We start from the raw sequence: 22,731 nt of genomic DNA, 5'->3' as shown, positions 1-22,731 counted from the left end.
TATGCAAATGCATGTCCGTCCAATTGAGTATCATATGGTTGTATATCTACCGTATTTTCTCAGGGAATATTTATCAGACTTCATCATCCACTATCATAAAAAGGTGTACTAAAAACTTTAGCAAGCCAGAAAATTCTTTACCATTTGATGCCTGTTCGTTAGTAATACAAATGCCAAATCTGATAGTGCTAGAGTTATAAGGCTTGAAAATGATTTTTGAGGTCTCTGGTTTTTTATCAGTAGTTCTATAGATATCGTTAAGAGCCGCTTTTACATGTTTATTACCTGCAATCATCCACGACTGTGCAGGTAAAAGCCTCACGCTGATCTGTGCAAACCTTAGAAATTCTTCTATATCTTTTACTGGAAATGAAAGATAAGCATTATTAATAGTGATTTTTTGTCTAACTATCTGTAGAAACCACAGGTAATCTGCATGTTGCTGATCACGTAAGCTCCAAACTGATTTTAATATAACGGGTAGGAGCTCATAGTTTTCTCTACTTTTAATGCTCTTTGGTTGTCGTTGATCAGTTGTTTCAATGAAGCGACACTTCCCCTGGCTAGTAGTAATCTGGGCTATTTTCTCAGCGCGTTTGGCAAATATCTGCCCATCTTCTAACTTTATAAATGAATGGTTTGACGATAGTTTGATATCGCCACTTTCCTCTAGCAGATGTAAGAATTTGATGAGTTGATTGATGCCATAGCGGTGAACTCTATCATCTGCCATGTTAGTAGTGAACACATCACTTTCCTTGAACCGATCAGCAATATCAATAGCAAGATTCACTGGAATATCTCGACTTTGATTTAAGGTTATTTTTTTTGTCAACTTGCGAGTATCGGAGATAGATATCTTGTTATCGATAATTGGAATACTATTGGACTTGAGCCTGTCTTTACTAATATCAGTAATATTTTTAAAGATAACGTAATCTAATTGCATTTCTGTATTGGCAATAGCGTATGTAGTCATAAGCATTGCTGAATGAATATAATACTCAAAGCTTCGGTTAGGAGACACATGCCCAGCTATTCCTGAAATGGCATACCATTTATCTTGAGCATCATGATTAACTCCTAACAGCCCAGTTTTTATCTTGGCAATATGTTGATCACTGTAACCAGTTAATGTTTTCACAAGCTGATCGTCAGCATTCAAAATCAGTGATAAATTGGTAATTGCTGTATGTCTAAATGCGTGAAATGTATGGTCCTTTGCTTCTTCGAATAAGCTCAATATTTTTCTCAGTACTGCAAGAGGTTCGGTGTCATCAATTGGGTATTTATCAAATGAGGGACTAAATATATAATCTGTTTTGTGGAGCTCATTCAGTTGTACGTATCGATTAAAAAAGTTTAGTTCCTCATCAGATAGTAATGAAAAGGCTGCTACTCGGCGGATACTACCTTGAGTTTTTGTGCTGCGGTAGATATTTGGACGAATAACTAGCGACGGTTCACCAAGGGTAAATCCTTCAATATCTTCATACCTCAATCCAAGCAATTCTTTCTTCCGCATGCCTGTACGGTATGCTAAAACAAACAACAGTTTGTACATATCGACCTCGAGCGGATCAACAAGCTTTGGTATGTTTAACAGGATTGCTTGATAAGCTAGCGGTGAAATCCATTCGCTACGTACCACTCTTTGTGTTTGAGCTTCTTTAATCCTTACTTTAGGGAAATGATAGTACTTAACCCCTATGTCATGTAGACGCTGCAGCAGCTTTGCTGAGTATTGAGTATCTTTGTTATTACGATAGACAGCTTTATGCTCTAAAATCTCTTCGTAGCATTCTTCAAAATCCTCACTACTATAAGTATTTAAAGGCTGTCCTGATAAGAAATAAAGCCATTCATAAGCTACCGAGCTCAAATAGCCTTGAATAGTTTCTTTTTTGGGACGGGGCGTTGCATTAGATCTAGATAATACAAACTTTATTAAAATATTTTCAGCAATATCACGTTCTTTATTTAACATGTTCGTTAAAGAGTAGTTAATATCATATTCGTTGTCTTTGATTCTTTCTTTTTGCTTACAAGTGCTGTAATGATTGTCTAATTCTTTATAAATACGTTTAACGATATCTATCTTGCGGACTTCGGCCAGCTCAGCATACCTTACGGTATTTTTGCTGACTTTGGATAGAGGTACCTCGACTGATAAAAATGGTTTGTTAGTTTTATACTCTTTATTTATCAAGGTGGAAAAATCATCTGTGAGTAGACCTGTGGTTTTACGCTTGCCTTGTCCAACTCCTATTAGTGCTTGATCAACAAAGACATTAGGCATCATTTCCCAGTGATAACTTGCATAACTTAGCAACCATGATAAAGAAGGAATCTTGCTTTTAGGTACTTTCAAAACCTCACTTAGATTGTTCCTTAGTAATATTTCAATATCTGTGCTTGTCCTAACCTTGAAAATATCGTTAAATTTTCTACATCGGTACAACCAGCATTGGCTGATGACGTCTAGAGAGATTTGCTGAGTAATGTATAAAGAGCTCTTTTTTACATTAGAAGATTCTATTCTTTCGTTACCATAATTTTTTGTAGGGTAACGTACAGAAACAATAACATGATGATCGTTGAAGGCAGTTAAGACTGGTTGATCTAACAGGGTATTGACTAAAGCAACCAGTAATTCTTTATCATTAATCCCGCCAAAAGCTATTAGTGAGAAAACAAGCGACGCTAAGGACTGATTTTGATCTTTACTTGCCGCCGCCCAGTCTGCCATCACTGCTTTAGTTATTTTATTAAAAAGTTTGCCATTTTTTACCCAGTTTTCATCAATTGAGAGTGGATTTTCCTTTACTAGAACAGGTTCGCTAGGTAAGGGGTAGTGATACTCTGATTGCATATAAAACGTGTTGTAGTAGCTAACAAATTTAGTCAAAACCTCCCAAGCATAGCGAAATTGAGCCATTGAAGTATAAATTTTAGAACAGACTTGATGTATCAGTTTTTTTGCTTGTTTTAAAAAACCTTCGAAGTACTGCTCATCAAGTGGGTATGTCGTTAATGCTAACTGTTCTAAATAATCAGCATAATGTACTTCCCATTGGTTTAACTTATTATTATCAGTTGGATTAGGGTGTTTTTCTAGGTAGATATTTTTGTATTTCTCTGTTGAAAGTATCTTGTAGTCGTAAAATTTTTTATCTACGTTCGTTTGATTGACTAGATCTTGAAAGTCTTGGAACGCTTGTTTTTGGATGTCGTCCCATAGAGTTTGAAATATATTCAGCAATTCATACTTTTGATAAGTACGTATTGATACGTCACTTTGGTTTACGCTCAATATGCTTTTATCGCCTTTTCGTTCGGTAAACCCAGCAATGATTTTAGGTGGAAAAATATCTTTATTTATAATTGAAGGATTAACGGGCTGTTTTGTTATATCACGAGTCCTACCTTTTTTCTTAGGTTTAGGTCTCTTAGTTTGATTCGGCTTTGCTAATTCTTTGCGCGGCATGTGGCTGTCGTTATTTGATTTATTTTTTAATGGCTTCATTCGCTATCACATTCTTAAATTCATTTGTTGTGCGATCTTCTCTAAAGTATCACGCACTCGCCAGATTTGTTGCTTGTTTACTGATGAGAATTGACCCAATGCCTCTTGTCGGTTTTTCTCATGACCAATCACTGTGTTGATCAAGATCATTGAGACGTTAAGTTTTTCAAGTTGGGTACGTAAGAAGTGCCGTGTCCAATAAGAGTCCTCAAAAGGCATGTAGTCTGATAATAATTTTGAGATATGGCTTCGCTTAATTTTAATAAGTTCATCGTAACTATCTGATAGCATATTAAGCAGGGTTAACTCATCTTGTTCTTGTGTAATCTGATGAATAAGTTTATCGACCTTAGCAGTCGCATAAGGCTGATAATCGATAAGAAATAATTGGTATTGTTTTAAAATTGCCAAAAGAGTAGGGCACAATGGGATTAGCCGATGGTTTTTGGCCACCTTATTAGGTTTATCTGCAACTTCATACCAACCTACCTCTAAGTCAATATCTTTAACATTAGTCAGTCCATTATTTGGACGAGTACCAGTCAGCAAACAAAATTGGATCCAAATGAGAGCGCTATACCTGTTGAAGTGCTCCTCTCTATTGTCGTCATCATCAACCCACCCCGATAAATTCTGTAAAAAAATATTGACGTATTCTAATGTCAATGCAAACCCAGAGCCGGTAGTAAAATCTGTTCGGGTGCTGGGCTGGTTAATAAAACTATCGTCTAATTGATTGTCATAGTTAAGTAGCTCTATGGCTTGATGATAATGTTTAATAAGAAATTCGTTACTATGACTGCTGTAGTAGGTAGAAGGTGCAAGAGAGGCTGGTATTCGACAAATCAGATCGGCAATATGTTGATTACTACCATGAATATATCTGTGTAAAATAATATGTAAAGCGGTTTCAATACGTACTACTGATAGATAAGGCAGATATATCTCTTCTTTTATAGTGTGGATATAGTCTAGAATGTCCTCTTTATTTGGTAAGTTTCTTGCATGAGAAAGAAATTTTATTAACCCCATTGGCATAGGTAGGCGGATGATGCTTTTTTGATTTTCATGAATACTTTCATCATAACCCTGCTTACGATCAGTGATTTGTAGCTGATACTGCAAATATGCAGTATTTTCTAAAACGGTGAATAACCCAGAATCTGCAATGAAACCAGTTGTTATCAGAAACTCTACAGGAACAGCTGTCATCATTGATAAAAGTAAGATTAAAGAGGCTTTATTGTGTTTATAGTCGTGTCGATGTGAATCTATCGCTAATCTGCCAAAAACCTGTTTTAAGCCTGCTACAGAAAGCGTTCTGACATTAGAGTTAAGCTCTAACTCTCGCTGACTAATATAGCTGTGATGAACGTTTTTCTCTATTCTTTGTAAGGGTTGCATGTAACGAACTTTCTTATCAGGTAAATCTAAACTGACAATTAGTGGACGTTCTAAGGTATCCATGTACTCTTCAATATTTCTAGGTTTTCTGGAGTTTGGTGAATACAGTTCATAATCAAAATTTGATATTGCAGGATACTGATAATATAAATGTGGCGCATCGCTTTCAATATCATATTTATTTTGATTCCAATAATTATTCCCTACCCAAGTTGAACCATCCACAAAATCAGCTAACTGTTCGGTGGCTTCGCTTTTAAAAGGATCTAAATATTTATCTTTCTTTTTGCGCTGGCGAGTAATTTTCTTATTAGGATAGTAGGCTTGCTCAAAGCATTTAACAATCGCATCAAGCTGTTTAAATTTCGTACTGCGAAATTTGACTGTTGCTTCACTTTCCTCAGTGTTTGTTAGTAGCTCTTTTCGTACTTCTTGTTCGTACGCTACTATTCTCAATTGTCCTACAAAGAATAAATAGATGAAGTCTACTGTATTTGATAACCCTTCTAGATCGTCAAGTTTTGGTAATATCTCCCAAATCCATCGATTGTTCTTAGAGTTGGAAAATACTGGTAATTTGAATCGGTTAATTATATTCTTTAAATGCGTCTTTGCTTTTTTGTGATGTGATAATAATAAATACGTGTGAATGGATATGCATAACCATATTATTTCTTTGTGCTCATCATCGCTTAAGTTAGCTAACAAGAAAAGTGGTTGTAGAATCGGAGGTAATGCATTAAGCGTCTTTTTACCGACTTCTTCTTGAAAAAGTAAACCATTTTTTATAGCTATTAATTGCTCTATTAAAGGTGGCGATCGTCGTTGAATGCTTAAATTAATTGAAGTGGCAATTTCCTTTAGTGAGGCTATCCAGTTCTCACTGTAGTTATATTCATCTTCAACGCTTAAAAAATCAACTTGTTCAATAAGCTGGTTATTAGTCAATAGAACGACTTGACTACCATCCTCAGGCATTATATTTCTCGCTATTTTTTGACTTATTCCGCGCGTTATCGTATGTCTTTTCATGAATACTCATGTGTCTGCAAAATAGCAAGATAGAGTAGCTATTGATATTAAATAAATACTGACATTGTTCTGTGGTCAAAATCTTTATCAAATCTTTATGTACTCTATAATAATTTAGATTTTCTTGGCTACGAATGGCTCTATTGATAAAGTTAATAAGTTCATAAAAAATAGTTTCCAGCCTATGAAATTCAGGGAATTCGTTGTTGTTAACGTAGATGCAAAGTAATTGCTTATCTGTAGATTGCTGTATGTGTCTCTTACAAAAGATTGCTAAAATATAGTTATTTAAGAAGATGAATTTTTTGTCTATGATTGTAACAAATGTAGTAGCTGCTAGTGCTCTTTCAATCTCTATCTCAAGAAAACCATCTTCTAGTTTTGATAAGATCTCATAAGTTAGAATGTAAAGTTGCTTAAAATCGTCATGGTAAGTAATAAACTGCTCTGATATATAATTGAGTGAGTATTGTTTTAATTTCACTTTATAATCCATAGTCTGATAGTGTTTCAGGATGTATGCCAAGTAACCAAGGGAAGGGTACAGTCGGAAGCTAACCCGCATAATTAAATTTAGTTGTTATCAAGCTAGGTTTGACGAAAGGAGCTAAACACTTAAGTATGCTTAATGAATATATAGATCAAGGCTATCCTATGTTTTATATGCATGAGAGCGTCTCTGAATATGAAACCTTATAGTTATACAGCGATAGGTAAACCTTGTCTCGATAACTATAATTAGCAAGCAAAAAAATGTACTAAAGTGATTGGTTATTATACAAAATAAGCTATTTATACTTGATTAATTTAAAAAAATATTAACGACAATATATTCTATGAATAGATTAAGTACACGCTAATTCCAATTCTTAAGACCAAGTGCGTGATCCTGATGGACAATGGAAGTTTTCACAAACGCATGTAAAGACTGCTTAATAGGTATGGTAATCGTTTATTATTTCTACTGCCCTACAGTCCTGAGCTAAATCCAGTCGAAAAAATGGTCATAGTATAAATTTCTATGCCAAGGCTGGATAGAAAATAATCTGCCTAAAATAATTTTATAATATAGGATGTTTCAGTTCTATAGTGAACTGACTATATATGCTTCTTTATCTATTACTGGATAGAAAGGTTTACCCCAATCCATCTTGCTATGATGCGCCATCATAATCTCTAGCATTAATGGCAAAATAGAGGACAAAATAGCGCCACTATCCTTGATTTGAGCCCGATTTACTTTGCCATTATGCGTAGCGCCGCCATGAATAATTTGATTGCGTAACGTATATAAGCGGTCGAAAACTACAGCTAGTACTGTATGGGTATCCTTGTTGCTCAATGCGCGATGTACTTTATCTTTTGCGCGTTTAAAGTCCTCCTCCCAAGCCTGTTGACTGATTTGTCCGTTATGGTAGTCCCAAAATGGTTGAAAAGTATACTGGTTTTCTAACAGTATACGAATACTACCAGAATATGTTTCCCATACTAGTTTATAAATTTTTTGGTCAGTATCTAATCGGCATATTAACTGTAAAAAGCGCCGAAACTCACTGCGCTCAGAGCTACTCGCAAATAGCGCCACTTCACGAGCGTAAGCGGCATTAAAGGCTATCCATAAGGTAATAAAGCGAATATCATCATCATTAACACTGACCGCTTTAGCAAGCCAGCTCAAAGAGCGGTGCATACGTAAGCGAAAAGGGTCAGAGAATTCAGACTTTTGGGATTGGTAGCGGTTCAACATTACATCAGGCATTTGATTGGTATCATCTATAGTTTTTCATAGTTAAAAACCGAATTATAGAAAGTCGTCTTGCATAGTCACTTTCTGCTGAGGATGAAGGATAACTGCTATACCATGTTCCTCATCCCAAGAACAATTACATAGTAAGGCAAACTCTCCATCACGGTTAAATTGTAATGCAGTAGGTTGGACCACAGAATTACTAATATTGTTTGTCTTTGTATAATCGTTTAACAGTTCTAAAACTTTTAACTCAAAGTCTGAATGATTGTTATCGAAAAGTTTGTAGGATCGCTCTTGCTCATTAGTAACTTGCTCTCCTTGAAACGCACTGAAAACGCAATCTATTACAAAGTCCTGTCCATTAAGCTTAAATTTGATAGGTTTCCGCCAGCCATATTTAAATGATAGATTTGAAATATCCATTTGACAATCCTTAGTTATTTGTAGTTAGCAGTTGTTTTTTGGCAACAGATATACCACCTTCATGAGGGACGTTATTGTGAACTTCAGAAGGAACAAGTTGCATAGTTTGACAGTCTTTGCATTCATGCCAAGTATAACCATTTTCTTTACGCCAATTGGCAACCTCTCTAGGTGTGCATTCCCACTTTTCAGCAAGCTTTTCATCGGCTTGAGGAAAGTTCTTATTTCTTTCAGTTGTGAAGTTGTCTATTTTTACTTCATCTTTCATTACTTCTGAAAAGTCTGGTTCACCGTCTTTAAAAGATATTCCATCAATACCATATTTTTCCTTGAGCTCACCCCAAGTCAAGTTATCTGGATTAGCGCTCAAAGGTATAAAGTCATCGTCAGGATTCCATACTGAGTTGCCTACTTCACCTATCCACTCACCATTACTTACTGGTAGGTAGGTGCTAGATGGGATGATTTCGACAGACTGTGGATGACGCTCTGTAGACCAAGGCTGATCATTAGCAAATATGTCACCTTCTTTATTTGGCGGAAAGGTATCCCAGCACTCATCTTTAGAGAATATTCTTTCATCAAGAATAGACTTATCAAGTGTTTTGAAAATCTCAGTTTGTTTGATAAACTCAATCATAAAATCATACCCTTAGAACTGTTTTTCCAGGCAGTGCTTAAATCACTATGAATACTGCGTGTCATATTAGCTGATAGTTGAGTTAAATGATTTTTTAGTAAGGTATCCGCTAATACGTTCAGCTCCACCTCACTTGACATAAGAGTTAACTGAGAACTAATCGTTTCTCGTATACCTAATACAGAAAGCAACAAGTTTATTGCATTAGTATGATCGGACCAAATTGTTGTATGACCAGTTTTTTCAACTTGTCGTATCGAATTAAGCAACCCAATCTTATAATTAGTAGCTATGTTATATCTTTTAGCACCATCTTTGAGTATCTGTAAGTCAAACGGCTCTGTCTCATCCATTCGTTTATGCAGTAGCAACCTTGCTAAGTGAAGATTAAACTCTTTACGCTGATTGCCCACAGTAACTTGTGTAGTAGTGGGGCACTCATATGTTTTTTCTTCCCCACTAAAACGGTTGATTTTACAAAGGACAGGCTCTAACCAGTTATTTTGATAAATAACAGCAACGCCTCTAGGTAGCCTTGCAATCTCTTCAAGCTGATCGTCACTGACTGCCGCTGCTTTACCGATCAAGCGACGATCTTGTTCATCAGGCAGTCTCAAAATAATTTTAGTATTGGTATTGCGTATCGCTGAACTGTCTACCGCACTTGGTGATTGGTCAGCTATAATAAAGCCTTCACCGTAAGTACGCATCTCAGCGATAGAATTTGAAAGCATCTCAACGGCTTTACCAGTCACATTTGACCCTTCAGAGCTTTGTTCAGTAGATGTTCGCTTTAAAAGATGATGAGCTTCTTCAAGGATAGTGACGTGTTTAAGGGGTTGATTCATGCCAGAGAATGCCATACGGCGCTCATTAAGGCGCATGATCAATATACCCATAATCAGAGATTTTGTCTCTTGTGAACCAACTCGACTTAAGTCAATAATAACATTAGAGTCAAAAAGTGTATCATTATCAATCTCATCAGAAGCAAAAATCTGACCATTCAAACCGTTGGTCAAACTTTTAACCCGCGTTGCAAGGGAACCAATATAATTACTCTTAACTTCGTCTGAATATGCGGACGTATTAATAACGTTGTTAATTGACTCTAACAAGTCAGTGAAGTTTGGGAAAATATCTTCGGAATAATAATTATATGAGTTATCTATATTCCAACCACTGGCTTCATAAGCTTGAAGAATGGCATCTTTTAGTACAGCAGGCATCGCAGCATACATCGACCAACACACGTTAAATATTTCAACCAGTCTGTCGATATGTTCTAAAACATGAATGCTTTTCGGGAATTTAAAAGGATTAATTTTTAATAGGGGAGCTTGGGAAGGGTTGGTTGAAAAAACATGAACATTATCTAGATGACCAAAGACATGTTTATATTCACCTTTAGTAGGCTCAATAACCAGAAATGGAATATTCTTTTTCTGTAGCTGATACATTAACTCATAGACCGTATTACTTTTGCCTGATCCTGTTGAGCCTGAGATAAATACATGACTGGTCAAATTATCGATATCTAGGCTAACTTTTTGTGGTAAGTCATTCCACAAGTGTCGAATAATACCTAGCTCGATACTTTTATTAGTAGCAATGTTATGACCATCCAATGATTTGACTTGCCTACCAAATGCCTGAGTTTCGACCACAGCAGTGCTAGAAGTAGAGCGGCGTGGCATACTAAGCTGAATAGCCATCTCTTTACCAGAGACTAATGTTGCGGGAGTTAAATATTTAAGCGGTAAGGTATTGAAAAAATTAGCGTTAAGCCTAGGGTGGTTAAGAACCTTCAACCATTCAAGCACACTTTTCATTTTACGATTGTTAGATTTATCCCATGTAGTCAAAGCAAAGTCTTCAGTATCTGAGTTGCCACCACGCATTAAACCTAAGAAGATACTAGCTAGCGTTTCAGATGAGGCAGTGCTATTTCCAATAAAGTACGCAGCTGTTTGCCATCCCCCATAGCGAGATGCTTCATCGACACGCTCTAGCTGTTTATCAATTTTTTTAAGCATTTGCTCAATACTTTTATCGGTCATATCAAGGGTTAGTTGACGGCTTGACCCTATAGTCTGTGTATCTGATTTAGCCGTAGTTTTACTATCAGTGCTTGTTTCACCAGTAGTTCGACCTGCTGCATTGCTAAAGCTAGTACCTTTATTAATTCCTTGCGACTCTGTATAGCTAGTGCCAGTGGTTTGATTTTCAGTGAATGGATCACTGAGCATTCTACCTACATTACTACCAATCATTGAGCCAATACTAGCACCTACTACACCACCTAATGGAGCACTCAACATGCCACCTACTACAGTAGCGCCTAATGTGATAGCCGTTCCACCAAAAGACGCTATTTTAGATTTATTGGTTTGTTCAGAAAGTGATTCTGAAGTCCCATAAGATTTAGAGGTGTTTGTTCCTTCTGTAACGCCAGAGGTTTCAGTTTGGCTTAAGCTATCACTTAATGACTGGCTGAGCCCATGACTGATAGACAAGCTCATAGCTTCACTATCATTTTCACCATACGATACTTGCTGCTTTAGCAGTGGGGAGAGTTGAGTGGCGACACTTTCGTAACCAGACCGAATATGAGAAAGCTGCGTAGGGGTAACTGGCTCAGCTAGGATAATTGCAGAATAATTATGTCCTTCGGCAGCATCAATAAAGCGCTCGAGCCCTTGCATAAAGTGCTCTCTCTCTTCTACAGATAGAGAAGGAACACCAGTAACTGCAGTGACTGACTGGACAGTAGATGTTCCATCATGATTTTCGCAGTATAGACCATCCATTAAAACTTTAGTTTCTGAACCATTGAGTGGCAAAAGCTCACTACCAGAAAAATGACCCTTAAAAGTTTCTTGTAATAGTTGGCCTGCTGTACTTCCTTGAACACGACCTGACTGCCCACGAGTACCTAAGTATAGGTGGGTTTCAGAACCATCACAATCTAAGAATATAAATACAGAAAAACCAGCCGCACCTAGTGCGTTATAAGCTGCTGTCATATTCTCTAAAACTGATTGCTTATTTTCAAGGACGATGCGCTCAACTTTAAAGATTCTAACGTCAGAGCTCAAGTTAATTTTGTGATCAAATCGTGGCGCAATATCGCAATAGCGTAATTCCGATAGATAGCTTTTATTGATAAGATTACTAGCATCTTGCAGGGCATTGAATGCTTGTTGTCGTATAAGTTTAGCTTCTGTTTTAGTGGCAAGTGCTATCTGGTTAGTCATGTTTTATCCTATCTTTATAGTTATCTTATCTTCGCTATTAAAGCCCGTATGTGTTCTAGAACAGCACCACCTATTTTCATAGCTGTCTTTATAAAGCCATCTTCCTGCTTTCTCTGAGACGACTGCCCGCTATTTGAGCGACTGCGATCTGAACTTGAGTTAGTGTGTTCTGAGCTATTACTAGAAGTATGATTAGGCTGAGCCCTTGTCTTAGGTTTTGGCTTAGCTTGAGTTTGAGGTGTCGGCTGAACCTTAATATGCTCAAAGCCTTCCACACCTTTTTTTGCTAAGTCATCACGCACGTTAATGAGATGTATTAATCTTTTTATAGCGAAGTTATGATTAAGATAGCTTTGCTGCAAAAGAAAATAATCTTTATTCCAATTACCACTATTTTCATCTATGGCAAGACAAAATTTATCTTCTTCATATTCAAAAAAGGCTTCCGGCATACTTTGACTTACAAACATAACTTCTTGAATAATATCTTCAATTAGTAACCGATTATTTTTCAAGTCAAACTTGATGATGTTTTGTACAGCTCTTATATCTTTTTTTGAGATTGCTAGCTGTAAACTTTCTTTGGGTTTATATTCTCTGAGAATATCCTTTGAGACATCAGCATCAGGATTTTTAGATAGTAGACTGACATCAACTTCTTGAGATTTATGATTACTTTTTAGTGCCGACTTGGAGGTTTCGGTGACTGTAGGGGTATGTTGCTCGTCAGTAATACCAAAACCTGCTACTTCTTGATATTGCAAATAATGTTTTACAGCTACGATATGCTCACAACGCTCTTTGGAGAATTCCTTATGTTTTATCAGGCTCAGCTCTTCTCGAAAATAGTCTTCACTCCACATACTTTTATTTTTTCTAATGGGATATATTTCATCATTAAATTCTACGAAATCAGTTAAGGGTATACTATCAAGAATATTCTGAGATTTTTTAGCTGGTATCGAACCATCAGCAGATAGTTCAATAAATTCATTTTTACTATGTTTTGTGTTCATAACGTGCCTTAGGATATATAGATATTAAATAATTAGAGTTTTACGGTGTATAAATATTAGTTAAATATAGAATATACTTCTATTTATACCTATAAAAGATAATCGCCTATAAAGCTAAAATACTGGTAATTTTAGTGTTAAACGTACTAATATGACTAAGTTCTGCTTTAGCCGTATTAATAGCCTTCTCACGTTCGTTTTTATCATTAATCTTATTTTCTAGATCCGCCATTAGACTATTAAAGCGTTCGCCAAACTCTTCATTCATAAAATCAATGTATATATCTATAGTTTTATTACTGTTATCTTTAACTTTCTTTACTGCTTCTGCAAAAAGATTTTCAAACATAGCATCTATTTCTGGACCTCGTGTCGCCCATAAATCATCAAGACTAACAAACTCTTCTTCTTGAATCTCATAAACAGCTTCTTCTTTTGTACTAAACCAACTAAAAGGATTGTACCATGTTGAATTACTAACAGTTCTAGTACCCGTTTGTACTGTATGATGCTTAACCTGTACCTCATCCTGCTCTAAAGACATATTAAAAGATGCTATTTGGTTCTTTAAGCCTTCTAACATTGGTAGTTCTAATTCTGATACATCATTAAATAAGCTGGTTATATATTTATTGTAATCTGCCGCTAATTCTGTCTGGATTTCTAGTTGATCAGCCTCAATAATTTTTTCTAAATTGATAATGAGTAAATTAAACTCGCTTTGTAAATCTTGAGTTAATTTTTTAATTTTCTCTTGAGCTTGTCTTTTAGAGGCTTCGCCTTGAAATTTGTTTCCAAAGTCAAAGGTAGTCTCTCTTAGGTTTTTTTCTTTCTGCATAAAGGCTTGTGTTGTCTCCTGTCTTAGTCCTTTTTGCTGTTTCTTTAATTTAGTAATATAACCATCTGTTTTGAATGCTTGTTTTTCTTTTTTACGTAATATATTAATAGTCTCTTGTAGACTATCAAGGGCCTGCTGGTCGGCTTCAAGAGACTTTTGCAGTTCGGCAGCATTAGTACATTGTTGTATTATCTGACTGAGTGCTTGGTTGGCTCGTGTTACACGGTTAGGAAGACTGTATTTTTCGATATAGTCGTCTATCATCATCTCAACTGCGGGTAGGCCACTACGATATAATGCTGTTGGATATTTCTTACTATTGATTTTTTCTTGAGTTTTTTTAGATAAAGGCATGTATTGAACCAAATCCATCAGTGGTTCTTCATTGAATAAGTTTTCCATTGCTACCAATTGATTACGCTCTGCACGTGTTAATAAGTCAATACTCAACTCTCGTTTACGAAATAGGGAGGTTAAGTTGGCAGATACTGGATATACCAAAGGATTATCGATACCGTTATTTTCTAGATATTGTTTAGCACGTGTAACAACATCTTCGACATATTCGCCTTTTTCTGGGTCAAATACATCTGCTTTATTAATAACAAAGATGAAACGATCTTTGCTTTGCTTGCCTCCTTTACTCATAACATCAGCAATTTGTTTTAGTAGACTTTGATCATCGTTAATGCCAAGTTGTTGTCCATTTAGAATGTATAGAACTAAGGGGTTACGATCAGAATCACCAATGTATCGCATAGTTGTCAGGTTGTGTTCAATATCTTGACTGTTATTAGGCCCTGGAGTGTCTGTCAGAACTAAGCGAACACTCTCCCGTTCTTCTATTGCAGGTATTTTTCCTTCTACATTAATCCGAAATATCTCAGGCGATTTATTCCACTCGCTCATTAACTGAGATGCCGAGTCCGCGCCTATTTTTGTCGTAAGATCTAATTTTTGTTCCTCATTGATTATATAGTCTTCATTATCTGTGCAGCTTACTGTAAAGTGACCTTGTGGCATATTGTCGTTATCAGTGATCTTAGCAATCGTAGCCGTGGTTGCTTCGTTTAATGCTGGCAATAAATCGCAACCTAACATAGCATTAATCAGGGTAGACTTACCAGACGACATGGTTGCCACTACATAGACATCAAAGTTTTTGTCAAACGCTGTATCAAACTTCTTCTGTATATCGGGAGTATCAACATACTGTTTAAATAACGGATCTTGCTTTGCCTCTAATACAAGCTGTTGAATGTCTTCTAGACGCTCTTCTGAACCTGGTACTATGTCACACGACATCTTAACATTTAGTCCGTCTTTATTAGCTTGTTTAACGGCCTCTTCCACATCAATACAGTCTGCTTCGACCCCTTTAAAGTGGATTCTATATTCTTTTTCACCATTAAATATGTCATATAACTTCTGAAAAAATCCTTCAATCCATAGCTGCAGACGTTGATTTTCATACTCAGCGAACTGAGAATTACTCTCAGGTTTTTGTTCATCGATAAGAAAGAAAGTTTCAACTGTAAAAGGGTTGTGTGTGATAGCTACGTTAATCATGAAATACTCCGTTAATGTTATAAACTGAATTTTTTAAAGTTGTGATTAATAATATTTTCTAACAGTGGTATCCCGCTAAAATAGATTAGACTTTCGATTTTGCTTTTGGGTATTTCTAATCCGTCTTTTATTGTAATTTGTATGTCTTGTTTATCTAGATTAGGTGGCGATATTTTTTTAAAACTATTAGATATATTGTAAGAGGCTTTTATAAGTCTAGCGTTATCTAGGTTATTCAAATTTTGCTGTAGCATATTACGTTCAAACCGAGTAAGAGACTGTTGGCTTAAAGCTTTTCTAGCATGTAATGCAGAGATTGCTGACACTGGTATAATAGTAGGTTTTATGAACCCAATACTTTCTAAATACGAAACTGTAGTTTCTACAAATTTTTCAATATTCTCACCTTTTTCTTCATCCAAAATATCTGCTTTATTAAGAATAAATATAATTTTTTTGCTTTTATTTGTTTTTACAACTTGATTTACTTGTGATAAAAATAGCTGGTCATCATTAATACCGATTTGAGTAGCGTTCAATACATAAATGATCATGTTGTAATGACCATTAGCTAATAAATCAAAAGTAAGGCTTTCATGATTGTTGTCTTGACTGTTATTGGGGCCAGGCGAATCATATAAAATAATATCTCCATTAATATTGTTAATAGAAGAGATGTTACCTACTAAATTGATATAGTTTATATTAATATCTGCATTCCATTCTTTTAGAGTATTGCTATCTATTATATTTTGATAGTCTACAAGAGATCTTAATCTTACCTTTTTGTTGTTTCTATTAGACTTGAGTCTATATGCAGAACCGCGAAAATTACGCTGTTTATCTTTATTGTGTATTCTTGTTATAGTCGCTGTTGTGGCCTCATTTGCACAGTGAAGCAATTCTTGTCCTAGCATTGAGTTGATTAATGTTGATTTTCCTGAACTCATTGTTGCTATGACAATAATTTCAAAAAAATTGACTACTGACTGACTTATTTTATTTTGTACCATCATTCAAATTTCCATTAAGTACTTGCTTATAGCGGATTCTAAATCTTTCTTAACAACACTCGGGCTAATTACCCGAATATGCGGTATCCAGTACTGCACGATAGGGATGACTTCTCTTGGATGGATATTTTTACATGCCAGTAGCAAATCGCCATTACCAAGCTTGCGTATCAACTCTTGATTGGGTAGTAGGTTACGACGTTCAAAGTAGCCAGCAACTTTAGCATCAACTTGCATGACGATTTCACTGATCTGATTTCCGAAAAACAGACTATCTGTAGCCATAATTTCTGTTTTGACGTCTTCACAGCATTCAAAGATCTCAGTATTCACTTGCAAATTACTAATTTGAGTAAAGCAAAAGGTCCGTGTTTGTCCATGATAGCGACCGACTACGTACCAAATGCCGTTTTTATTTAGTAAATGATAAGGTTCTAATAGGTAACGTTTACTATTATTGTTGGTGGCATAGTCAACTACCTTGCGGTAATCAAATTCGATATATTGGCAGCTATTAATGGCTTGGTCTATATTTCTAAAGTCGTCTGAACGCTCGCTTATATTTTCATAAGCGAAGCCTTTAACGAAAATGCTTTGGTTGAGTTTTTTTTGGAAAAACTGACGATCAATTTTCGGTAATAAGCCTTGTACGCTAGCAAAGCTAGCAAAGCGCTGAATATCTGCTATATCTAGATATCCAATATTACTAGGGTGCAAGCAATAAAACTGTGGACCTTCTTCATAGAGCTCTAATAAGGTCAAACGATCCTGAAAATCTCTCTTTAAAGTACGGATAGAGACTTTATAGGTATCTGCTAATTCAAAAATATTCAGACGCTCGCCGGCGTTGAGTCTAACGATAATGTCAGATAGTCGATACGCAAGTTTCTCATGCTTTCCCAGTTTCATAATTACTCAATTTGCAAGGTAACTCTGCTCTCAGTTGCATTGAGTTACTAAAAAATAACAAAAATGTAATTATGCACTATAATCGGTACTTATCAATTACTTTTGAACTTTCTTTTACTGTATCCGTAGCAAGTGATTGATAACATTATTAATATATTTTCAGGATAGGACGTTATTTACTGAAAAGTAGGTTAGATTTAAGAAGTTCAACAGTTCAACAGTTCAACAGTTCAATAGTTCAATAGTTCAATAGTTCAATAGTTCAATAGTTCAATAGTTCAATAGTTCAATAGTTCAATAGTTCAATAGTTCAATAGTTCAGTTGCTAAGCTATACTTTGTTTCTCGATGTATTGTACTAAAAACTAGTTTAGCCAAAGTAAGTGACAGGTTGTGTCATAGAGCTTAATATTTTTTTGGCTATCAAATAAATTTAGAAAAACCAGTTCATACGTTTTTTTTTAGATAAAAAGGAGAGGGTTTAATTGCTATTAAACTTAGATTAGCATTTATCAATCAAGTAGGTAAAAATATCAATTTTAGTTTATTATTATTCATAACTGATATATTAAATACTATTTGCACAAGGACAGATGATGAATTTTGTGGCTATCGACGTAGAAACTGCCAACTCAGACGTTGGCTCTATTTGTCAAATAGGTATGGCGAAATACATAAAAGGTAAGCTGATAGATACCTACTGTAGCTTTATAAGACCACAGTCTAGTTTTAGCCGAACGAATATAGATATTCATGGTATTGATAATAACCAAGTAAAAGATGCACCTTCCATATTTGATATCTATGGCAATATTATTCAATTTATCGGTAAGAATGTTGTGGTCAGTTATACCGATTTTGATCAAAGAGCAATAACGAAGTGTTTATTAGATCATGATTTGCCACTACCGTCTTGGCAATGGGCAGATGCCTCTGTCATGGTACGCGATACCTGCCAGCGGTTTAGTACTTCAGGATATAATCTTGCTAATGTATGTAAGGAATGGCGGTACGCGTTTGATCATCATGATGCTCTAGAAGACGCCAAAGCGTGTGGGTTTGTGACGACAACCATTCTTAGAGAAAATAATGCTTCAATCACGAAATGGTTAAATGCTCAGCCATCTCATCCAAGAAATAGCAATAATAGTACGCAGCGCTTCACTCAAAAACGATCTATAGAAGGTAATGAGCAAGGTAGGTTTTTCGGATTAAACATTTGCTTTACAGGCGAGCTATCTATAAAACGCGCAGAAATTGCTGATATCGCAGCGAGGCAAGGTTTTCATGTTAAAACCGGTGTATCTAAAAACCTCAATTATTTAGTTGTAGGTACACCAGATTTAACATTATTAAATGGACATGATAAAAGCAGTAAACAACGTAAGTCAGAGACACTAATTGCAGAAGGTGTCGACATCAATATTCTTACAGAACATGATTTTCTTAAAATGCTTAAGCTTTAATCTTGCTGTACAGCTCTTTTAGCTAATTCTCTTGGAATGGGTTTTATAGGTAATGAAAAACTTTATCGAAAATGTATTGGCGCTATTCAGAGAGAAGTATGATGCCAAAGAAGATGAGGCGAAAACTCATTTTATAGATTTGCCGCCTGATATAAAGCCGTCTGAAACTATTGTAGAGACCGGAGTTGATTCAAACGTTGCAAATCACAATAACTCTACTAATCCTAGAGCCCAAAATGTTTATGCGAGACAAAGCCAGACGAATAGGTATCGTGATGAGCATTTAGATGATGTGGGTGAGCTGGCAACCTTTGTTATCTCATCAAACAAGCAAAAGCATGATGCTACTTCATCGAATCGCAGACTTGGACGCTGGGTATCAAGGTATGAATCTCTAAACATACAGGGACGTATCATTGATAAGGGCTTTTTTTATTTTGGTGGTAAGCTTGAAACTTTGATTGGTTACGGCACTGAGCCATCGTTGATAAATGATAGCTTATCGGTCGGTTCGCCAAAGGTTATTTATAACACCTCAAATATCTATAGTGATGAGTCACTTGGCTACTGGCCAAGTTATGAAGCTCTATCACCCTCGTGCCGCGGGGTTTATTTAGATTGGTTGGCATCAGATCGGGCGAATCCCAATACACCGATTGGATATGTTTTCATTTACTTTGGTGGGTTTGAACGTAGAGTGATTGAAGGTATTAGTGACGATAGCGTGTCTGATAATGAGTTTGTCAGTATTTATAATGAGGTGTTACGGCTGCATGATATTTATGGCAAACAGTCCTCATTCAGTAACTACTCAGCGAATTTTTTAGAGTTTATGACGCTAGTGCGCTCGCCACTATTTGAAGAAAAAATACAAACAGCACAGCTTTTACCGTCGCCTGCCAGTAGTCAAAACCTAACCTTTAAAATGCAGTTAGCAAAAAGGGTAACCTTAAAGTTACCTATTACTGCCACATTAGCATGGGAATGGCTCATTTTTTCTAATGAATATAACTTCAAAACACCTGCAAGGCGCTGTGAATCAGAGTTTAGAGATCTGTTTGAGATTTTATACCAAAAAGCCTATCCAAATGGATTTATCATCCCTCCTAATAAAACCAAATTAAAAATTAGCTATCATGCTGCGAGCCAATCAATTGTGAGTGTCGACCTTACCCTTGATGATTTGCAAGACCCAAGCGCCTTAAAATCACCCATCAAAAAGCTGATTGCTATGGCCGAACAGTGTAACGAGGCTTTGGATGCTTACAGTCGTTATCTGGGGAGAGAGGGTAACTCTGCAACAGGCATAGACGCTATTATGTTACTGCCCAAAGCACTGATTCAGCAGCAAGCGTACCGAGAAAAATATACAGTCATACAAAACTTTAAGGCATGGGCAGAATCTGTTACTCAAAATGATGAAGGGCTGACAACGGTTAAAGAGCTATGGGGGTATTTAGTTGAGCCGTCATCTCAGTCGTCACATACTATGCCTAAGTCATTTGCTAAAAAACATGGTGAGATGATTACTAATTTAGCTGAGTTGGCTGGCTTCGGTGTTGTACCAGATCAGCGTTATTATCAGACCAGTCTTAAACCGGATGGATATGTGGTTTTATTTGATAGTGGTCATGGTCAAGACTTTGAGCCGAGTACGTCATTTTACCAAATCAGTTTGGCGCTTAGATTGGGTGCCATGGTGGCAACCATTAATGGCTATGTCGATAAAAGAGAAGTAGATACGCTACTGACGATTATTGAGCAAGACCCTCAGCTTACTGCTATTGAAAAGGCGTCGCTAAAGGCTTATCTGTTATGGCGCTTAAATAGCCCTTCTAATATGGCGGGTCTAAAGGCAAAGCTAGCAGTACTTAATGAGGAGAACATTAGCTTTATCAGTCGTTTTATCATCTCAGTTGCCTTAGCTAACGGTAATGTAGAGCCAAGTCAAATCAAACAAATTGAAAAGCTGTACCAGGCTTTAGGTCTTGATAAAAACTCAGTGGTTAGTGATATTCACCATTTAACCAGTGCTAAAAAGATCACGTCAACATTTAACGATGCGACACAGCAAAAGACGACCAATGACAATAGTATTGGAGTTAATGCTAATATCTCAGATCGTAATAGTAAGCCGTTTATTTTTAATACGGAATTATTAGCTGCGTATGAAAGTGAGACAGGCGACGCTAAAGCAATGCTGGCAAGTATATTTGCAGCAGATGATGACGATATGGAAGCGGATAATGAATCCCTATCAGATGAGCAAGTAAATAATAATGCTGAAGCTGATAGGACCAAAGAATCTGTTGCTAAAGGTCTAGATACTATTCATAGTAAGCTGTATCAGCAGCTTATTAGTAAAGAGGTATGGCAACGAGAGGAAGCTGAAGTGTTATGTGAGTCCTTAAATTTAATGATAAATGGGGCGATCGAGACTATCAATGATTGGTCGTATGATAATGTCGATGCACCAGTATTGGAAGCTGAAGATGAGATAGTGATCGACTTTGAGATTGTCGAAGAGTTAAAGGTATTGGACTAAATATAAGAATCAGTAAGGATGAATAATGACCAGTAAAAAAATTAGAGCAAAAGAGCGCGATGCTATTATTCAGTCATTGAAGGCGGGAGTCACGCCCAAGGTAGGTATTCAGCATATCCAAGTGGGGCGTATGAATGAGCTCAAAGCGCTCATAAGCGATATTGAGCGCGTCGCTGATGGCGGTTCGGCCTTTCGTCTTATTATTGGTGAATATGGTTCAGGCAAGACTTTCTTTTTAAGTGTGGTAAGGGCCATTGCGCTTGAGCGTAAACTGGTCACTGTTAATGCTGATTTATCGCCTGATAGGCGTATCCAAGCATCGTCAGGACAAGCAAGAAACTTATATTCTGAGCTCATGCGTAATTTGTCTACTCGTAATAAACCAGATGGTAATGGTTTGGCCAGTGTAGTAGAGCGCTTCATTACAGAAGCACGCAAACAAGCAGATAGTACTGATGAGGCTATTGGTGAGGTTATCCAGCACAAACTGGCTGAATTAACAGAGTTGGTTGGTGGCTATGATTTTGCCAAGGTCATTGAAGCTTATTGGCAAGGACATGAAGAAGGTAATGATGAGCTGAAGGTCAATGCGATTCGATGGTTACGTGCAGAGTACTCAACAAAGACTGATGCTAGACGTCATCTAGGCGTGCGTACTATCATATCTGATACCTCTTTTTATGACGCGCTTAAAATAATGAGTTTATTCGTACGGCAGGCAGGCTATCAAGGATTGCTAGTCAATCTTGATGAAATGGTCAACTTGTATAAGCTTAATAGTACACAAGCACGCCAAGCCAATTATGAGCAGATTCTACGTATTCTAAATGACTGCTTACAAGGTACCGCTGAGCATCTAGGGTTTTTATTGGGCGGTACGCCAGAGTTTTTACTTGATCCGCGCAAAGGGTTATATAGCTATGACGCCTTGCAAACGCGATTAGCAGATAATAGCTTTGCCAAGCGGGCAGGTGTTATTGACTATTCTTCACCTGCATTGCATTTGGCGAGCCTCACACCAGAAGAGTTATATATCTTACTTAAAAACCTGCGTCATGTTTATGCAGGTGGTGATGAAGCTGAATATCTGGTACCTGATGAATCCTTACAAGCTTTTTTACAGCATTGTAGTCAAACGATAGGTGATGCTTACTTTAGAACGCCTCGTAATACTATTAAAGCGTTTTTGGATATGTTAGCTGTCATTGACCAAAACCCAGACATTTCATGGGATCAACTTATTGAATCAGTAACTATCGACCCTGAAATGCCATCCGATATGGACATTGATATGAGTGGTATGGATGAAGAAGACGAGCTTACTGATTTTAGGCTATAGGTCAC

The 22,731-nt window shown here is 36.6% G+C and carries 13 protein-coding genes; 3 read left to right on the top strand and 10 right to left on the bottom strand.

Translation table 11 applies throughout. The features are described 5' to 3' along the window. Positions 1–73: 73 nt before the first annotated feature. The 10 genes from JMW64_RS08340 to JMW64_RS08295 form a co-directional block, all read right to left on the bottom strand. Complete coding sequence (locus tag JMW64_RS08340) at positions 74–3,526, bottom strand: tyrosine-type recombinase/integrase (RefSeq protein WP_201554122.1); 3,453 nt, start codon at positions 3,524–3,526, stop codon at positions 74–76. A gap of 6 nt (positions 3,527–3,532) precedes the next feature. Continuing rightward, complete coding sequence (locus JMW64_RS08335) at positions 3,533–5,962, bottom strand: site-specific integrase (RefSeq protein ID WP_201554120.1); 2,430 nt, start codon at positions 5,960–5,962, stop codon at positions 3,533–3,535. Between the two features lie 1,084 nt (positions 5,963–7,046). Beyond that, entirely contained in the window at positions 7,047–7,721 is a 675-nt protein-coding gene (locus JMW64_RS08330) for a HEPN domain-containing protein (protein ID WP_201554118.1), read from the bottom strand. A 42-nt stretch (positions 7,722–7,763) separates the two neighbouring features. Then, positions 7,764–8,135: a DUF6985 domain-containing protein gene (locus tag JMW64_RS08325; protein ID WP_201554116.1), complete on the bottom strand. Its 372-nt coding sequence runs from the start codon at positions 8,133–8,135 to the stop codon at positions 7,764–7,766. A gap of 10 nt (positions 8,136–8,145) precedes the next feature. Next, entirely contained in the window at positions 8,146–8,775 is a 630-nt protein-coding gene (locus JMW64_RS08320) for an HNH endonuclease (RefSeq protein WP_201554114.1), read from the bottom strand. Beyond that, entirely contained in the window at positions 8,772–12,032 is a 3,261-nt protein-coding gene (locus JMW64_RS08315; RefSeq protein ID WP_201554112.1) for a helicase HerA domain-containing protein, read from the bottom strand. Before JMW64_RS08315 ends, JMW64_RS08320 begins: the two co-directional genes overlap by 4 nt. Positions 12,033–12,052: 20 nt before the next feature. Then, entirely contained in the window at positions 12,053–13,048 is a 996-nt protein-coding gene (locus tag JMW64_RS08310) for a hypothetical protein (RefSeq protein WP_201554110.1), read from the bottom strand. Between the two features lie 106 nt (positions 13,049–13,154). Then, positions 13,155–15,455, bottom strand: coding sequence for a dynamin family protein (locus JMW64_RS08305; RefSeq protein WP_201554109.1), 2,301 nt, complete (start codon positions 15,453–15,455; stop codon positions 13,155–13,157). A gap of 17 nt (positions 15,456–15,472) precedes the next feature. Then, complete coding sequence (locus tag JMW64_RS08300; protein ID WP_201554107.1) at positions 15,473–16,471, bottom strand: dynamin family protein; 999 nt, start codon at positions 16,469–16,471, stop codon at positions 15,473–15,475. After that, entirely contained in the window at positions 16,472–17,377 is a 906-nt protein-coding gene (locus JMW64_RS08295) for a helix-turn-helix transcriptional regulator (protein WP_201554106.1), read from the bottom strand. A gap of 592 nt (positions 17,378–17,969) precedes the next feature. Here JMW64_RS08295 and JMW64_RS08290 point away from each other — a divergent pair. Genes JMW64_RS08290 through JMW64_RS08280 form a run of 3 tightly spaced genes read left to right on the top strand, consistent with a single transcriptional unit; the run spans position 17,970 to position 22,726 of the window. After that, positions 17,970–18,842: an exonuclease domain-containing protein gene (locus JMW64_RS08290; RefSeq protein WP_201554104.1), complete on the top strand. Its 873-nt coding sequence runs from the start codon at positions 17,970–17,972 to the stop codon at positions 18,840–18,842. 52 nt (positions 18,843–18,894) lie between these two features. Then, positions 18,895–21,387, top strand: coding sequence for a tellurite resistance TerB family protein (locus tag JMW64_RS08285; RefSeq protein ID WP_201554103.1), 2,493 nt, complete (start codon positions 18,895–18,897; stop codon positions 21,385–21,387). A 25-nt stretch (positions 21,388–21,412) separates the two neighbouring features. After that, positions 21,413–22,726 (top strand): ATP-binding protein, encoded by a 1,314-nt coding sequence (locus JMW64_RS08280; RefSeq protein ID WP_201554097.1) that lies wholly within the window; start codon positions 21,413–21,415, stop codon positions 22,724–22,726. Positions 22,727–22,731: the final 5 nt, after the last annotated feature.

It is taken from the genome of Psychrobacter immobilis, assembly GCF_904846065.1.
Classification (GTDB): domain Bacteria; phylum Pseudomonadota; class Gammaproteobacteria; order Pseudomonadales; family Moraxellaceae; genus Psychrobacter; species Psychrobacter immobilis_H.
The sequence above is the reverse complement of the archived record's forward strand: the minus strand, read 5'-3'. Positions and strand labels throughout refer to the sequence as shown.

Bases quoted from the DNA above. Each gene is read 5' to 3' on its own strand.
- JMW64_RS08340 (WP_201554122.1), bottom strand. From the start codon at position 3,526: ATGAAGCCATTAAAAAATAAATCAAATAACGACAGCCACATGCCGCGC.
- JMW64_RS08335 (WP_201554120.1), bottom strand. From the start codon at position 5,962: ATGAAAAGACATACGATAACGCGCGGAATAAGTCAAAAAATAGCGAGA.
- JMW64_RS08330 (WP_201554118.1), bottom strand. From the start codon at position 7,721: ATGCCTGATGTAATGTTGAACCGCTACCAATCCCAAAAGTCTGAATTC.
- JMW64_RS08325 (WP_201554116.1), bottom strand. From the start codon at position 8,135: ATGGATATTTCAAATCTATCATTTAAATATGGCTGGCGGAAACCTATC.
- JMW64_RS08320 (WP_201554114.1), bottom strand. From the start codon at position 8,775: ATGATTGAGTTTATCAAACAAACTGAGATTTTCAAAACACTTGATAAG.
- JMW64_RS08315 (WP_201554112.1), bottom strand. From the start codon at position 12,032: ATGACTAACCAGATAGCACTTGCCACTAAAACAGAAGCTAAACTTATA.
- JMW64_RS08310 (WP_201554110.1), bottom strand. From the start codon at position 13,048: ATGAACACAAAACATAGTAAAAATGAATTTATTGAACTATCTGCTGAT.
- JMW64_RS08305 (WP_201554109.1), bottom strand. From the start codon at position 15,455: ATGATTAACGTAGCTATCACACACAACCCTTTTACAGTTGAAACTTTC.
- JMW64_RS08300 (WP_201554107.1), bottom strand. From the start codon at position 16,471: ATGATGGTACAAAATAAAATAAGTCAGTCAGTAGTCAATTTTTTTGAA.
- JMW64_RS08295 (WP_201554106.1), bottom strand. From the start codon at position 17,377: ATGAAACTGGGAAAGCATGAGAAACTTGCGTATCGACTATCTGACATT.
- JMW64_RS08290 (WP_201554104.1), top strand. From the start codon at position 17,970: ATGATGAATTTTGTGGCTATCGACGTAGAAACTGCCAACTCAGACGTT.
- JMW64_RS08285 (WP_201554103.1), top strand. From the start codon at position 18,895: ATGAAAAACTTTATCGAAAATGTATTGGCGCTATTCAGAGAGAAGTAT.
- JMW64_RS08280 (WP_201554097.1), top strand. From the start codon at position 21,413: ATGACCAGTAAAAAAATTAGAGCAAAAGAGCGCGATGCTATTATTCAG.